The organism is uncultured Sunxiuqinia sp., from assembly GCF_963974515.1.
Taxonomy (GTDB): Bacteria; Bacteroidota; Bacteroidia; order Bacteroidales; family Prolixibacteraceae; genus Sunxiuqinia.
In genome coordinates, this window is sequence record NZ_CAXBDD010000090.1 from 1 (window position 1) to 15,969 (window position 15,969).

Genomic DNA, 15,969 nt, shown 5'->3' on the forward strand with positions numbered 1-15,969 from the left:
AAAGCTGTTCCTCTCAAAGAAGCTGCGGAAAGAGCTTCCACCAAAATCATCCAATCAAACTTTCACCGCTATTTTTATATTCGCTTGCTTTCATTAATTTTAGGATGCAAAAAAACCGAATCTCAGATTTCATCATCCGTTTCAAACTTCACATTGCAAATAAAGAATAGACTATGGTAGGATTGGTTGATTACCACATGCACAGTGTTCTTTCCGACGGGAAGAACTCCTACGAAGAGATGATCAAAACAGCCATTGACATCGGACTTGAGGAAGTCGGTTTTAGCGATCATGTTTGCCTAAAGACAGTCGAATGGGCCGTCATGCCGATTGACATCCCCGTGATGACCGAGCAGATCCTGGAGCTTCGTGATAAATACAGTTCGCAAATCAAGGTCCGCTATGGGATCGAAATGGACTACTTCCCTGGAAGAGAAAAAGAAATCCTGAAAATCATCAGTAGTTTACCCCTGGACTATGTCATTGGCTCGGTTCATTTTATTGGTGACTGGAATTTCGATACCGATCAGTCGCTTTACGGAAAATGGTCGAACGATGAGCTATACAACATGTATTACGAGTTAATCCAACTAGCCGCCCGATCAGGTTTATTTGATACGATCGGCCACCTCGACATCATCAAGAAGTTTCGTGTTTATCCCGAAAGCGACCAGAGTCGGCTCATGGAAGACACGCTGAAAGTACTCAAGGAAAGCAATGTGGTGGTGGAACTCAACACGGGAGGACTGGACCGCCCCTGCGCCGAATTAACACCCAGCCCCGAACTTGTTGCCCTTTGCTACCAGCACCACATTCCGATGACCATCTCATCGGATGCCCACAGCACCACCCAAATCGCCCGCCATTATGAAACAGCCCTCAACCTGATGAAGAAAATTGGCTTTGAAGAAATTGTGACCTTCAAAAACCGTGAGCGAAAAATGATCCGAATCTAAATTAACTGAAAGACTAAAAACTTGCAGACAACATATGCTGTTTAATTTAAATCTGTTTTTAGTTCAGGCTGTAACTAATAGAAATTGTATCTTTGAGGCCTAATTTTTTTTCATTGAAGAACCTGTGGGAAGTATACTTGAAAAGATCAACACTCCATCCGACTTACGTCTGTTAAAAGAGGAAGAATTGACTTCACTTTGTGATGAACTCCGGCAGTTCATTATTGACGAAGTATCGAATAATCCGGGACATCTGGGGGCCAGTCTCGGCGTGGTTGAACTTACCGTAGCTCTTCACTACGTTTACAATACCCCTTACGACCAGCTCATCTGGGATGTCGGACATCAGGCCTACGGGCACAAAATTTTAACCGGTCGCCGGGCCGAATTTCACACCAACCGAAAGTACAAGGGAATCAGCGGCTTCCCTAAACCCTCGGAGAGTGAATATGATGCCTTTGGTGTTGGACATGCCAGTACCTCAATTTCTGCTGCACTTGGCATGGCCCTGGCCGCAACCGTCAAAAAAGAAAAAGACCGGAAGATTGTAGCCGTTATTGGCGATGGCTCTATGACCGGAGGAATGGCCTTTGAAGGGTTGAACAATGCCGCGTCGAACAACTCGGACGTACTTATCATACTAAATGATAACAACATGGCTATCGACCCCAATGTGGGGGGCGTTAGCAATTATTTATTGAATATCTCCAAATCAAAATCATACAACAAACTCAAAAACGAAGTTTGGGAAGGATTGGGGAAACTCAACGGGTTTGGGCCAAAAGCCCGGCGGTTGGTTCAGAAAACCGAAGGGGCCCTGAAATCTTATCTGCTAAAAGAGTCCAATCTTTTTGAAAGTTTGGGCATTCGTTATTTTGGGCCGGTTGACGGGCACGATGTGGAATACCTGACCAACGTACTGCGCGACCTGCGTGCGATTAAAGGCCCCAAGTTACTTCATGTTCTTACTAAAAAAGGCAAAGGTTTCAGACTGGCAGAAATGAACCAGACAGTTTACCATGCCCCTGGAAAATTTGATAAGGACACCGGCGAAATCATCGGTTGCGAATGCGAATTGAACAAGCCTCCGAAGTTTCAAAATGTTTTTGGGAACACGCTTGTCGAGTTGGCCGAAATAAATCCTAAGATCGTAGGGGTAACGCCCGCCATGCCAACTGGCAGCTCACTCAACATCATGATGGAAAAAATGCCTGATCGTGCCTTTGATGTGGGCATTGCTGAGCCCCATGCGGTAACTTTTTCGGCGGGAATGGCGATCCAGGGGCTGGTGCCTTTTTGTAATATCTACTCCAGCTTTATGCAGCGGGCATACGACCAGATTATCCATGACGTAGCCATCCAAAAACTGAACGTCGTATTTTGCCTCGACCGCGGCGGGCTGGTTGGCGCCGACGGAGCAACACATCACGGGGTGTTCGACCTGGCCTACATGCGTAACATTCCCAATATGATTGTATCCGCCCCGATGGACGAAATTGAACTGCGCAACCTAATGTACACCGCGCAGCAGGAAAATATGGGCCCCTTCTCCATTCGCTATCCGCGAGGCTGTGGATGTAAAGTTGACTGGAAACAGGAATTTGAACCGATCGAAGTTGGCAAGGGCCGAATCATTTCGGAAGGTGAAGAACTAGCCATTCTGACCATTGGCACCACTGGAATCGCCGCCTCGCGAGCTGTCAAATCCCTCAAAAACAAAAACATTTCCGCTGCCCATTACGACCTGCGTTTTGTCAAACCAATCGATGAAGAGCTGCTTCACCAGGTGTTTAAGCAATTCAAGAAAATTATTACCGTCGAAGATGGCGTAATTCAGGGAGGTTTTGGTTCTGCCGTACTCGAGTTTATGGCTGCAAACGATTATCACGCCAAACTGGTCCGCCTTGGGGTTCCCGATCAGTTTATTGAACACGGAACGCCTGAAGAATTGCAACGCGATTGCGGCTTCGACCAGAAAGGCATTTACCAGGCTTGTATTGAATTGCTGCAGATATAATTGTAATTTCAACACACACATACTTTCTATCGGGATGATGCGTTTAGCAAAATGAACTAAACATTATTAGCTTGGAACTCTATTTTAAAAAAAGGCGCTGGAAAATTCTACTCCTCCTTGCTGCAGTAATCATCGGAGCCGGCTCTCTGTTTTATACCAACTGGCTGATTGGTCAGATGTCGATTCAGGAACGGAAAAGTGTGGAGCTTTGGGCTGAAGCCATGAAAAGACTGGTGGATACGGAGGCCGGAGGAAATCAGGATCTGACGTTCCTTCAGACAATCATGGAGAACAACACCACCATTCCCATTGTCTGGACTTCCGCCGACGGGACAATTTTGGGCGACCGAAACATTAAATACAATGAAAAACGCCGGGAAATTGTTCTTCAGCAGGAACTGGCGAAAATGACAAGCCAAAAAGCCCCCATAGAAATTGTCCTTTCGAAGGATGTTTCGCAATATTTATTCTACCGCGACTCCAACCTGTTGCTTAACCTGCGTTATTTCCCACTGGTACAATTTGGAGTCATCATGCTATTTATCTCCGTGTCCTATTTTGCCTTTAGCGCATCGCGAAATGCCGAACAAAACCAGGTTTGGGTAGGCATGTCGAAAGAAACCGCACACCAGCTGGGCACGCCCATCTCATCGTTAATGGCCTGGATTGAGATCCTGAAAATGAAAAACATGGATGAAAACATGATTGAAGAAATTCAAAAAGATGTTTCCCGCCTCGAAAAAATCACCGAACGCTTTTCCAAAATTGGTTCAGCACCCGAACTACTAACCGACGACCTCAAGCTAGTCCTGCAATCAACCGTCAGTTACCTCGAAAACCGCTCGTCGAAAAAAGTTCGCTTCAAACTTGATCTGGATGAAAAGGTCCGTTACGAGGTTCCTCACAATGCTGCCCTATTTAGTTGGGTCATTGAAAATTTGTGTAAAAATGCCATCGATGCCATCGAATCCGACGGTGTGATTAATCTGCAGTTGATCAAGAAAAAGGACCAATTCATACTCGATATTTCCGACAATGGCAAAGGAATTCCGAAATCACAGTTCAAGACCATTTTCGAGCCTGGATACACGACCAAAAAGCGTGGTTGGGGTCTTGGACTCTCGCTGGCCAAGCGCATTGTCGAGAATTACCACCAAGGCAAAATTTTCATTAAACACTCGGAAATCGGCAAAGGGACTACCTTTCGTATAATTTTGCGAAACGGTTGATTTTTCAACATCTTTGATTTCGATAATCGCTTGAAAGAAAGAATTTTGCAGAAAAGGCTGGATTCGATGTTAAAAAAATCAGATAATTTTCTCCGTTTGTTTATTTTTTATACTTTTGCAACACTTTTTTCCAAGCAATGGCAAATTTGAAAGCATACAACATTGCACTCAAAGGACTTGCAATTGGCAAGCATGAATTTGACTACCAGATCGGAAAGCAATTCTTTGAGTATTTCGACGGAGGAATCGTCGGCGATGGGCGTGTTGACGTAAAACTGGAGCTGGAAAAACAAAGTGCATTAATGGTTCTTTGGTTTCATGTAAAAGGAACGGTAAATATACAATGCGATCGCTGTTTAGACTTGTTTGACCAACCGGTTGAAAGTGAAAACAGGGTTTTTGTAAAGTATGGAGAAGAGAAATTTGAGGAAGGTGACGATGTGATCTGGATCAGCCCGGGCGAAACACACATTCCAATTGCCAAACTCATTTATGACTTCATCATTTTATCGATTCCAATTAAGCATGTTCATTCGGACGATGCCGATGGCAAAAGCCTGTGCAACCCGGAAATGCTAAAGCGGCTAAACCTGTTGTCTGTAAAGGTAGAACCGGAAGAAGAACCTGAGAAGACAGACTCAAGGTGGGATGAATTGAAAAAATTATTAGATAACAAATAAAGACTTTTTAAAATGGCACATCCAAAACACAAAACATCAAAATCCAGAAGGGATAAGAGAAGAACACACTATAAAGCAACGCCATCAACATTGGCAACGTGTTCTAACTGTGGCACCACAGTAAAATACCATACTGTTTGTCCAGAATGTGGGTATTACCGCGGTAAGCTTGCAATCGAAAAAGACGTTACTGTTTAACCTTCATAACACGATCAGAAGACAGGCTCTTCTGATCTTTTTTTACCCCTTCAATAAACTTTTCGAACAGTTTAATTAATTGTTTTAAAACGACTTACAGGCATTCTTTTGCCCGGTTTTTCTTTGCTGTTCAAATTTTTCACCCTATCTTTCGCAATTATTTTAACTGAATTTTGTTAATCAACTGCCAATGTGCTTTCATTCAGGAAATGACTGCGTTATTGGATTGAATAAAGTACAAATTATGCGAGATATTCGTGCTGCTATCACAGGCATTGGTGCCTTTTTACCTGAATACAGGCTCACCAATGAAGAATTAAGCACTATGGTTGAGACCACCGATGAATGGATCATGCAACGCATCGGTATTAAAGAAAGACGCATCCTTAAAGGGGATGGAAAAGCGACTTCAGACATGGGAACCGAAGCGGTGAACGAACTGCTGAAGAAAACAAACACCCATCCCGACGAAATTGATCTGCTGATATGTGCCACCATTACCCCCGACAGGCCGTTGCCGGCAGCTGCCAATGTAATCAGCCGGAAAGCACGGCTGACCAATGCGTGGAGTTTCGACATCAACGCAGCCTGTTCCGGGTTTGTATTTGCTTTAACTACCGGTGTTCAATTTGTTGAAAGCGGCCGGTACAAAAAGGTGATTATTGTTGGTGCTGACATGATGTCGTCAATAACCGACTACACCGACCGAAGCACCTGTCCACTGTTTGGCGATGGAGCTGCAGCAGTTTTGCTTGAGCCCACGACCGAAGATCTCGGCATTATCGACCACATCAATCACACCGATGGCAAAGGACGCCACTACCTGCACATGAAAGCCGGTGGCTCCAAGTTTCCCGCTTCAATTGAAACCGTGGAAAAACGGATGCATTACGTTCATCAGGATGGGCAAACGGTATTCAAATATGCCGTATCACGCATGGCCGATGTGGCAGTCGAAATCATGGAGAAAAACAAGGTGACTCCCGAAAATCTGGCTTGGCTGGTTCCTCACCAGGCAAATATGCGCATCATTGATGCTGTTGCGCGCCGCATGAAAATCAGCCCGAAACAAGTGATGATCAACATTCAAAAATATGGCAACACAACCGCAGCAACTATTCCACTGTGTTTGTACGATTATGAAAGTCAGCTAAAAAAAGGTGACAACATTATCTTAGCCGCTTTTGGTGCCGGTTTCACCTGGGGGTCCATGTATTTGAAATGGGCCTATGACACAGACAAATAATCTCAAAAAGAACATAAACGATAGCCCTCATGAGCAGACTGTTAATTCAAAGCCACCAGGAGTTTGAGAACTACCTGGGTGAAAAGCTGGGTGTTTCGGACTACCACACGGTGACCCAAGAACAAATCGACAAATTTGCGGAAGCAACTCTGGATCACCAATGGATTCATACCAACCCCGAAAAAGCAAAAACCGAAGGTGCTTTTGGAAGTACCATTGCCCATGGTTACTTAACCCTTTCACTGCTTCCATACATGTGGGAACAAGTCGTGGAAGTGAAGAACTTTAAAATGCTTGTCAATTACGGCATCGAACAGTTTAAATTTGGCTCTCCGGTTTTGGTAAACAGCAAGGTACGCACACACGTGTGGTTGCAGGAATGTACCAACCTCCGGGGAATTAGCCGGATCAAACTCCGGGTTCAAATGGAAATCGAAGGAAGCAAAAAGCCAGCTTTTGATGGCACCATCACCTTCCTGTATCATTTCAACAATTAACCATTCCTTGCCTGACAGAATAAATTTTTGATCCAATCGTTTACATTAGGTAATCGATTTTCATTTTTTCCGGTCTGAAAAATCATGCCACGGCTTGGTTGTGTATGAAGGAGGTTTCCTGTTTTTAATCATGTGTCATGACAAGATCGAAGAAAAGCCGAAGATTTAAACCAGTTTCTTAGTATATTTGATGCTCTTCAAAAAAACACACAGCATGGCAAAAACAAGTAATGAAATTGATTCTCAAGGAATTAATTTAATCGGAAAAGGAACCCGCATCACTGGTGATGTTGTTTCGGATGGCGACATCAGGATCGATGGGGAATTGAACGGAAATTTAGATTGCTCCGGCAGAGTGGTCGTTGGAGACACGGGAAAAGTTACCGGAGAAATTCGGTGCAAAGATTGTGAAATATCGGGCTACCAAAAAGGAAAACTTCAGATTGAACAGCTTTTAAGCCTGAAATCTTCATCGAAGATTTATGGAGAAATTAGCACGGGAAAATTGAGCATTGAACCCGGCGCTTTATTTTCCGGTTCGTGCAAAATGGGCGAACAAATCAAACACGATGAAACCAAAGAACTTAAAAAAGCATAAAAAGAAGTTTGACGATTTTATACGCTACTCCAACCTGGCTTTTGAAATGATTGCCATTATGGGGCTCAGTGTCTTTGCTGGGTTCAAGATCGATCGGTGGCTCGATCTGTCTTTTCCTGCTTTTACGCTGGCATTTATGATTATCTCTGTTATCGCCGCCATTTATCATGCCATTAAAAACTTTCTGAAATGAACGCACTCATCAAGCGATTCTTAAGCCGGTCTGTTATCCTATTCGCAACGCTGCTGGTTTTAGGCTGGGTACTTTATACTCAGATCATTCCGCAACACCTCTTCGAACCGTGGCCATTTATTCTTATTTTTTTCTTTGTCACAACAAACCTTGTCCACTTTTATTTGTTAAGAATTGCCGAAAGTAACATGCCGAAGTTCACAGCCCGGTATATGGTTTTAAGCACAATGAAATTGTTATTCTACCTGCTTGTAGCCATTGTTTTTTTTATGGCGAAAAGTGAACAGGCAAAATTATTCTTAATCAATTATCTAATCGGCTATGTTTGCTTCACGATATTGGAAGTTGCTGAAATAAGCTACGTCGTAAAATTGAAGAATTAACTTGAAACAATTGATTTTTTTAGTAATTTGGAGGTACTTTTTTAAAAGTGACATTCAGACTGATTAAAACTTTATGAAAGCAACAAAAAGCCAAAGATATACCGCTTTTATTCTATTTTTTCTTTTAATATTCGGCATCACATCAACACCTGTTTTTGCTGAAGCTGACAGCCACGATTCGCATTCCAAAGAATTTATTCCTGGCGAATACATCATGCACCACGTGGCCGATGCATTTGAATGGCATCTGGCAACCATCGGAGAAACACACATTGCCGTACCGCTCCCCATTATCCTGTATAGCAAAACCAGTGGATGGCACGTTTTTATGTCTTCGAAGTTCGATCACGGAAACACAACCTATAAAAATTTTCGCATTTCACACGAAGGTGAAAACTCGGGTAAAATTGAGGAAGTCAACCAACAGGGAGAAGTCATCGGACTGCCCATAAACTTATCCATTACCAAAGTAATCGCCGGAGCACTTTTCAGCGTCGTCCTTTTGCTCCTGATTTTTATTTCAGCAGCAAAATCCGCCAAACGACGGGCCGGACAAGCGCCCAAAGGCATTCAAAACACCGTTGAGCCAATCATCCTGTTTGTTCGCGACGAAATTGCGAAGCCTGCCATTGGCGACAAGAAATACGAAAAGTTCATGCCCTTTCTCTTAACCTTGTTCTTCTTTATTTTGCTGAACAACCTGATGGGGCTGATCCCAATTTTTCCATTTGGAGCGAATGTTACCGGAAATATTGCCGTGACCATGTCGCTGGCCCTGTTTACCTTTGCGGTGACCAACCTGAATGGCAACAAGCATTACTGGAAAGAAATTTTCAACCCCGATGTTCCCATGTGGTTAAAATTCCCTCTTCCACTGATGCCAATCATTGAACTATCAGGTGTAATTACCAAACCTTTTGTGTTGATGGTTCGTCTCTTTGCCAACATGATGGCCGGGCACATGATTGTGACCGTATTCGTCAGCCTGATTTTTATTTTCGGAAAGCTAATGGGCCCCACGGCAGGTTTGGCAATCAGCCCGGTATCCATCGTATTTTCTCTTTTTATCCTGATGCTTGATCTGTTGGTATCATTTATTCAGGCTTATGTTTTCACCTTACTGTCAGCCCTTTATTTTGGGATGGCCAAAGCAGAACATCACTAGTTTTAACACAATAAATTAACATTTATGCTATCAGCTATTTTAACAGTTCTATTGCAAGTAACAGATGTGCTGGATGCGGAAACAGCAGCCGCCACTTTTGAAGGTTTTGCAAAATTAGGTGCAGCTCTTGGAGCAAGTTTTGCTGCCATTGGTGCAGGTATGGGTATCGGCAAAATCGGTGCCGCAGCCATGGAAGCAATTGCACGCCAGCCAGAAGCCAGCGGCGATATCCGGTCAAGTATGATCGTATCGGCAGCTCTAATTGAAGGTGTTGCGTTCTTTGCTGTTATCACCTGTGCTCTGGTCCTTTTTGTTTAAAGGCATGTATTGATTGGTTGTCCGCTCCCGGGGTTGCCGGGAGGCTGGACAACAACAACTAAAAAAAACACACGTTATGGGATTTGTTACTCCGGATTTTGGAACCCTGTTTTGGATGACTATTATCTTTGGGATTCTGCTTATTATCCTGAAGAAGTTTGCCTGGAAGCCTATTTTGACAGCGCTCAAAGACCGGGAAACTTCGATCGCCAACGCGCTTTCGTCAGCTGATAAAGCCCGCGAAGAAGTGAAGGACCTAAAAGCAGATCACGAAAAGATTATTGCGCAGGCAAAAAAAGAAAAGGATTTGATCATAAAAGAAGCCAGAGACTTAAAAGATAACCTGTTGGCTGAGGCAAAAACCCAGGCATCCGTCGAAGGACAAAAAATTGTTGCCGCAGCGCGTCAGCAAATTCAAGCTGAGAAACAAGCTGCCATCAGCGAAATGAGAAAACAAATCGCTGAATTGTCCGTCCTGGTAGCCGAAAAAGTCATCCAAAGAGAATTAAAAGACAAGGCCTCTCAGGAAAACCTGGTTGAGGACCTCCTGAAAGATCTTAAATTACAATAGTTTCATGGATCAAAGTAAAGTGACCGTCCGCTACGCGAAAGCCCTTTTCAGCCTGGCAAAAGAAAAACAATTGCTGGATGAGGTGAAGAAAGACATGGAGATGATCGAACTGCTGATTAACGAAAGTACCGATCTACGATTGCTTTTGGAAAGTCCGGTTGTAAAAACATCGCAAAAAGTCAAGCTTCTGAAGATGATCTTCGAAGGAAAAGTAAACAAACTGACGGGTGACTTTTTGGGGATGGTGGCTAAAAACAAGCGTGAGATCTTCACTCCGGGAATCTGTCGCAATTTTGCTGCATTGTATCGTAAAGACCAGGGCATCAAATTGGCTGTCATTACCACTGCGATTCCATTACAAAAAGAATTGGTCACCCAAATACAACAACAACTCGAAAGCGATTTTAAAACGAAAGTTGAATTAAGCCAACGGGTAAACACCGACATGATCGGAGGATTTGTGTTGCGTGTTGACGACCGCCAGGTTGATGCCAGCATGGCCTCTAAGCTGCGTAAGGTCAAAGAAGAATTTTTACAAACTGAAATCAACAAGTAAAAAATTACATAACAATGGCTGATATTAAACCCGCCGAAGTATCCGCAATACTAAAACAGCAACTGGAAGGCTTTAAGTCACAAGCCGAATTGGAGGAAGTTGGAACAGTACTCCAGGTTGGTGATGGTATCGCCCGTATCTACGGGCTTTCAAATGTTGAAGCAAACGAAATGCTTGAGTTCGAAGATGGCATGAAGGGAATTGTTCTGAACCTTGAAGAAGACAATGTTGGAGCCGTGCTTTTAGGTCCATCAGAGCACATCAAAGAAGGCGACACCGTAAAACGTCTGCGACGAATCGCCTCCATTGAAGTAGGCGAAGGAGTATTAGGAAGGGTAATCAACACCATTGGCGAGCCTATCGACGGAAAAGGAGCTATTCAGGGCGAAAAATTTGAGATGCCGTTGGAACGCAAAGCTCCAGGAGTTATTTTCCGGCAACCCGTTACCCAGCCCTTACAAACCGGCATTAAAGCCATTGATGCCATGATCCCGATTGGACGTGGACAGCGCGAGTTGATCATCGGCGACCGCCAAACCGGAAAAACAGCTGTGGCCATCGATACCATCATCAATCAACGCGAAAATTACGAAGCCGGAACGCCGGTTTACTGTATTTATGTTGCCGTTGGCCAAAAGGGATCAACCGTTGCCAACATTGCGGCAACCCTCAAAAAATATGGCGCTATGGATTACACGGTCATCGTTTCGGCGACGGCCTCCGATCCGGCAGCTCTTCAATATTATGCCCCCTATGCCGGAGCTTCTATTGGCGAATATTTCCGTGATACCGGACGGGATGCCTTAATTGTTTTTGATGATCTTTCAAAACAAGCCGTTTCCTATCGTGAGGTTTCCCTGCTGCTTCGCCGTCCACCAGGCCGTGAAGCTTATCCGGGTGACGTTTTTTACTTACACTCGCGACTGCTGGAGCGTGCGGCAAAAATTATTGACTCCGACGAAATCGCTGCAAAAATGAACGACCTGCCCGAGTGCCTGCAAGGAAAGGTTAAAGGGGGAGGCTCACTCACCGCCTTGCCCATCATTGAAACACAGGCCAGCGACGTTTCAGCCTATATTCCTACCAACGTGATTTCGATTACCGATGGTCAGATTTTCCTGGAATCCAACTTGTTTAACTCCGGAGTGCGGCCAGCGATTAACGTGGGAATTTCGGTTTCGCGTGTGGGTGGTAACGCACAGGTGAAAGCCATGAAAAAGATCTCCGGAACACTGAAGCTTGACCAGGCCCAGTTTCGCGAACTGGAAGCATTCTCCAAATTTGGATCCGACCTGGATGCTGCAACCATGCGTGTGCTCGACAAAGGACGCAAGAACGTAGAGATTTTGAAGCAGGGACAGTATGCCCCAATAAAAATCGAGCACCAAATCGCAATCATTTACTGCGGCACCAAGGAACTCCTGCGCCCCATTCCGGTGGAAAAGGTGAAAGCCTTCGAGAAAGATTTTATCGATATGCTGGAAATGGAATATCGCCCTACACTCGATCAATTGAGAAAAGGAATCCTCAATGACGATATTATCAGAGTTCTGGAAAAAGTAGCAAAAGAAGTAGCAGAACGATTTAAATAATGAAACGATTGAATGATCGAACACGAAAATTTCGATCATTCAACCATTCAATCATTTCTAGAAGATGGCCAGTTTAAAAGAAATACGCACACGAATTTCATCGGTAAAAACCACCCGGCAAGTGACCAGTGCCATGAAAATGGTTTCGGCTGCCAAGCTCAAGAAGGCTCAGGATGCCATCCTTCAGATCAGGCCTTACGCCGATAAGCTGCACGAAATACTCAGTTCCATTGGCTCTAGCCTGGAGAACAGCGATGAATCCGTTTATACCCAACAACGCGAACCGGAAAAGGTGCTGCTAATTCTGATTAGCTCGAACCGCGGGCTTTGTGGTGCTTTTAATACCAACATCGCCAAAACAGCGTACGAATTGGCACTAACCAAATACAACAAACAACTGAAATTGGGACAACTCGGGTTTCTTATCGTTGGAAAACAAGGTGAGAAATACCTGAAGCTGAAAAAAATGCCCATTGTAGGACAAGCCAATGATATTTTTGACCCCCTGACCTTTGAGCACTCTTCAAAGCTGGCATCGAACCTGATGGCTGATTTCACAGAGCAAAAATACGACCGGATAGAACTGGTTTACAACGAATTTAAAAATGCTGCCGTTCAAATCTGCACCACAGAACAATTTTTACCCGTCGAAATTGCTGCCGACGAAGAGGAGGTTACTACCCATCTCGATTTCATTTATGAACCGACAAAAGAGCAAATTGTAGAGGAACTCATTCCACGATCGCTGAAAATCCAATTATACAGAGCCCTACTCGACTCGAACGCTGCAGAACAAGGAGCCCGTATGACCGCTATGCACAAGGCAACGGACAATGCGACCGATCTGATAAAAGACTTAACCCTGACCTTCAATAAGGCCCGTCAGGCTGCTATTACCAACGAAATTCTGGAAGTGACCAACGGAGCCGAAGCGCTCAATGGATGATTGAGTTGAGTACGGATCTCTTCTGAAACAACTCAGATTTCGCTATCACGCCATTTACTGGCAATGAATATCCCGGACAAACGAAGAACAAATGCGGGTCTAAAACTGTCATTTTATAAAAGCCAGGATAGCTATGAATAGGAATACTTCCGGTTCCGATGTCTATAAGAATCAGATTTTGATCGAGCTGAACTTGTGGCAACAAAAAATGCAACGAAAACCATCGGTGTTAAGTGGAGCCACTAAAAAGCTACAGACAAGAGCAAACAGCCTAATCCCTGAAAAAGCACACCAGGCAATCACCCAGGCCATAAAACACATGACGCGGACCATTATGACTGGTTCCGGAATGATCACTCCACGACTAATCCTGTCGGATGCTCCCCTCGAGCTACGGGAAGCCAAAATCAAGGAACGCATCAAATTCTACCGTTCAACCGCTGCCGCCGAAGGAGCAGCAACCGGATTTGGTGGGATCGTCTGGGGCTTTGCCGACCTCCCACTCTGGATGTCAATCAAGATGAAGATGTTGTTTGAACTAGCTGCAAACTATGGTTTCGACACCCAGGACTACCGGGAACGGATCTTTATATTGTATGTTTTCCAGCTCGCCTTTTCGAGTCAGGAGCACCGAAATAAGATTTATCGCATCATAGCTGAGTGGGACGACCATAAACACAGGTTACCTGCTGATCTCAATCAACTGGATTGGAGAACCTACTGGGAAGAATACCGCGATCACCTCGACCTGGCCAAATTACTTCAGCTAATTCCTGGTGTTGGAGCGGGAGTGGGTGCTGTTGTCAATTACAGACTAACGACCCGCCTGGGCACCTTTGCCATGAATGCTTATCGCATGAGATTACACCTGCAAGCCTAAACCGGAGTTTGCTTTGAGTGACTTGGATTGGCCACATCCACTGTCAAATACCATGCGAAATGGAACGAAAATCGAAGACACCCTCAACCAAACTTAGAATTTTATTTAAGAGTTAATTGTCCGAATATCGTACAAATTGGCTAACTTGCATAGGCCTCCTTTCACAAAAAAAGTAGTTATGCCGCTATACATGGATATTCATTTTGTGGGTGAGCTTTCCGTGGAGGATACCAGGAGAGCACACCTGGCTGATCTGGCCGTCCAGGAAAAATATGGAGTGGTGTATCATCAATACTGGTTCAATGAAGAAGCCGGAACAGTTTACTGTTTGATGGAAGGCCCTGACAAGGAATCCTGCGCAGCAACCCATCGCGAAGCCAACGGATTTACGGCCTGCCAGATTGTTGAAGTGGAGGGCGGCATGTACGACATGTTCATGGGCGAAAACCAGCAGGTGGATCATGGTTTGGTCAGACACGAAAATGGAAAAATTGACACGGGCTACCGCTACATTCTCACACTTGATATTTTGGCCAAAACAAACAGCTCCGGTTTTATTGACTTCGATCAACTCAAACTCCCCAAAGGACCCAAGAACAAAGCACTCCAACTGATCTCAACTTTTGAAGGAAAAGAAGTTCGCACCGGGGGCTTTGATCACGTCATTGCGGTATTCGAAAGCCCCGAAAAAATCCTTCAGTGCGCCTACATGATTCAAAAAGAGTTTTTGAACAAGCGCACAAAACCAGATGCCAACCAATACAACATCTCTTTCAACATGGGTATCAGCGTGGGGCAGCCACTTACTGAGAAAGGCGGATTTTTTGAAAAAGCGATGCAAATAAGTCAGCGCATGTGCTTGATTGCCAGAGATAGCGAAATTCTTACCTCTCACTTATTTGAAAAACTTTGCTCGACCAAAGAAATCATCAAAAAAAGCATCGGTCTGCGAATCATGAGCCCGTCAGAGCAAACATTTCTGGATAGTCTCATGGACATTACCGAAAGTCGGTTTTCTGATTTTGCCTTCGGGGTGGAGTACCTTTCAAAAGAAATTGGCATCAGCAGGCCACAACTCTATCGAAAAGTGACAGCTATCACGGGCCGTTCGCCTGTGAATTTCATCCGCGACATCCGCCTAAACAAAGCCCTTTCCCTGATCAGGGAAAATCGGTACAACATCTCTGAAATTGCTTTGGAAGTGGGATACCACAACCCTTCATACTTCGCCAAATGTTTCCATGAAAAATTCAGAATCAATCCCTCCAAGATTGCAATTTAACGACATTATAAATCCTTCTTCTCCCTAAGAAGCACTGTAACAATACGACTCCTGAACCGATAAGACCAACACACACCGAAGCTCAAGACGGGCTAGCCGATCAAATTTCAAATGAATCAAATGTGTTATTCCTTGAATGAAAAGTGGTAGACTTCGCTACCTATTCGGTCATAACTTTGCCTTACAGGATTATCGATATCAATACGTTAATTCCGCATTCAATTATTTAATCACTTAATTTCAAGTATCATGGAAATAATTAAAGCAATGAAGACGATGCCAGTTCTGCTTGCACTCTTTTTGAGTTTAGCCGGAGCATCGCAGGAAAAAGACTCACATGAACTGGTGTTGCATCCGCACGAATACACGGGGCCAATACACATTTCACCCAACGACTTCCCCAAAGGCAACATCATTAATATGGTTGGCGGATGGGGCGGACTAGCCGTTACCATTAATGAAGTACCTGCCGGTACTGATTATACCCCTGTGCTTGTTGGCTTAAAAGATGACCTGTGTCAGGTACCGCACTGGGGCTATGTGGAAAAAGGAAAACTTCGAATCATTGACAAGGACAAAAAGACGGTAGTTGTAACAGCAGGTGAAGTGTTTTACATGCCCCCCGGCCATACCGTGATCATTGATGAAGATTCGAAAGTCAT

At 44.4% G+C, this 15,969-nt stretch carries 19 protein-coding genes; all 19 read left to right on the forward strand.

What is annotated here, in order from left to right:
• A partial coding sequence (locus tag AAC033_RS15225) for a hypothetical protein (RefSeq protein ID WP_339739635.1) occupies positions 1-180 on the forward strand: 180 nt, incomplete at its 5' end.
• Complete coding sequence (locus AAC033_RS15230) at positions 174-956, forward strand: histidinol-phosphatase HisJ family protein (RefSeq protein ID WP_339739637.1); 783 nt, start codon at positions 174-176, stop codon at positions 954-956. The genes AAC033_RS15225 and AAC033_RS15230, both read left to right, overlap by 7 nt.
• A gap of 124 nt (positions 957-1,080) precedes the next feature.
• Positions 1,081-2,973 (forward strand): 1-deoxy-D-xylulose-5-phosphate synthase, encoded by a 1,893-nt coding sequence (dxs, locus tag AAC033_RS15235; protein WP_339739639.1) that lies wholly within the window; start codon positions 1,081-1,083, stop codon positions 2,971-2,973.
• A 71-nt stretch (positions 2,974-3,044) separates the two neighbouring features.
• A complete protein-coding gene (locus tag AAC033_RS15240; protein ID WP_339739641.1) occupies positions 3,045-4,202 on the forward strand; it encodes a HAMP domain-containing sensor histidine kinase in 1,158 nt (385 codons plus the stop codon).
• Between the two features lie 137 nt (positions 4,203-4,339).
• Positions 4,340-4,882, forward strand: coding sequence for a DUF177 domain-containing protein (locus AAC033_RS15245; RefSeq protein ID WP_339739643.1), 543 nt, complete (start codon positions 4,340-4,342; stop codon positions 4,880-4,882).
• Positions 4,883-4,894: 12 nt separating this feature from the next.
• Entirely contained in the window at positions 4,895-5,080 is a 186-nt protein-coding gene (gene rpmF / locus AAC033_RS15250) for a 50S ribosomal protein L32 (protein WP_082326499.1), read from the forward strand.
• A gap of 244 nt (positions 5,081-5,324) precedes the next feature.
• On the forward strand, positions 5,325-6,326 hold the full coding sequence (locus AAC033_RS15255; protein ID WP_339739646.1) for a beta-ketoacyl-ACP synthase III: 1,002 nt from the start codon (positions 5,325-5,327) through the stop codon (positions 6,324-6,326).
• Between the two features lie 29 nt (positions 6,327-6,355).
• Positions 6,356-6,823 (forward strand): MaoC family dehydratase, encoded by a 468-nt coding sequence (locus AAC033_RS15260; RefSeq protein ID WP_339739648.1) that lies wholly within the window; start codon positions 6,356-6,358, stop codon positions 6,821-6,823.
• A 214-nt stretch (positions 6,824-7,037) separates the two neighbouring features.
• Positions 7,038-7,421 carry a polymer-forming cytoskeletal protein gene (locus tag AAC033_RS15265; protein WP_339739650.1) on the forward strand — a complete coding sequence of 128 codons (384 nt, stop codon included), beginning with the start codon at positions 7,038-7,040 and terminating at the stop codon, positions 7,419-7,421.
• Positions 7,393-7,614 carry an AtpZ/AtpI family protein gene (locus AAC033_RS15270; protein ID WP_339739652.1) on the forward strand — a complete coding sequence of 74 codons (222 nt, stop codon included), beginning with the start codon at positions 7,393-7,395 and terminating at the stop codon, positions 7,612-7,614. Before AAC033_RS15265 ends, AAC033_RS15270 begins: the two co-directional genes overlap by 29 nt.
• A 456-nt stretch (positions 7,615-8,070) precedes the next feature.
• Positions 8,071-9,162: a F0F1 ATP synthase subunit A gene (gene atpB / locus AAC033_RS15275; RefSeq protein WP_339739654.1), complete on the forward strand. Its 1,092-nt coding sequence runs from the start codon at positions 8,071-8,073 to the stop codon at positions 9,160-9,162.
• Positions 9,163-9,186: 24 nt separating this feature from the next.
• Entirely contained in the window at positions 9,187-9,480 is a 294-nt protein-coding gene (gene atpE / locus AAC033_RS15280) for an ATP synthase F0 subunit C (RefSeq protein WP_339739656.1), read from the forward strand.
• Between the two features lie 76 nt (positions 9,481-9,556).
• Entirely contained in the window at positions 9,557-10,051 is a 495-nt protein-coding gene (atpF, locus tag AAC033_RS15285; protein ID WP_339739658.1) for a F0F1 ATP synthase subunit B, read from the forward strand.
• Between the two features lie 4 nt (positions 10,052-10,055).
• On the forward strand, positions 10,056-10,607 hold the full coding sequence (atpH, locus tag AAC033_RS15290) for an ATP synthase F1 subunit delta (protein ID WP_339739660.1): 552 nt from the start codon (positions 10,056-10,058) through the stop codon (positions 10,605-10,607).
• Between the two features lie 14 nt (positions 10,608-10,621).
• Complete coding sequence (atpA, locus tag AAC033_RS15295; RefSeq protein ID WP_339739663.1) at positions 10,622-12,199, forward strand: F0F1 ATP synthase subunit alpha; 1,578 nt, start codon at positions 10,622-10,624, stop codon at positions 12,197-12,199.
• Between the two features lie 64 nt (positions 12,200-12,263).
• Positions 12,264-13,145, forward strand: a complete 882-nt coding sequence (gene atpG / locus AAC033_RS15300; RefSeq protein ID WP_339739665.1) for an ATP synthase F1 subunit gamma — start codon at positions 12,264-12,266, stop codon at positions 13,143-13,145.
• Between the two features lie 133 nt (positions 13,146-13,278).
• Positions 13,279-14,025: an EcsC family protein gene (locus tag AAC033_RS15305; protein ID WP_339739667.1), complete on the forward strand. Its 747-nt coding sequence runs from the start codon at positions 13,279-13,281 to the stop codon at positions 14,023-14,025.
• A gap of 178 nt (positions 14,026-14,203) precedes the next feature.
• Entirely contained in the window at positions 14,204-15,307 is a 1,104-nt protein-coding gene (locus AAC033_RS15310; protein WP_339739669.1) for a nickel-binding protein, read from the forward strand.
• Positions 15,308-15,556: 249 nt separating this feature from the next.
• Positions 15,557-15,969: hypothetical protein (locus tag AAC033_RS15315; protein WP_339739671.1), on the forward strand; the 413-nt coding region annotated here is incomplete at its 3' end.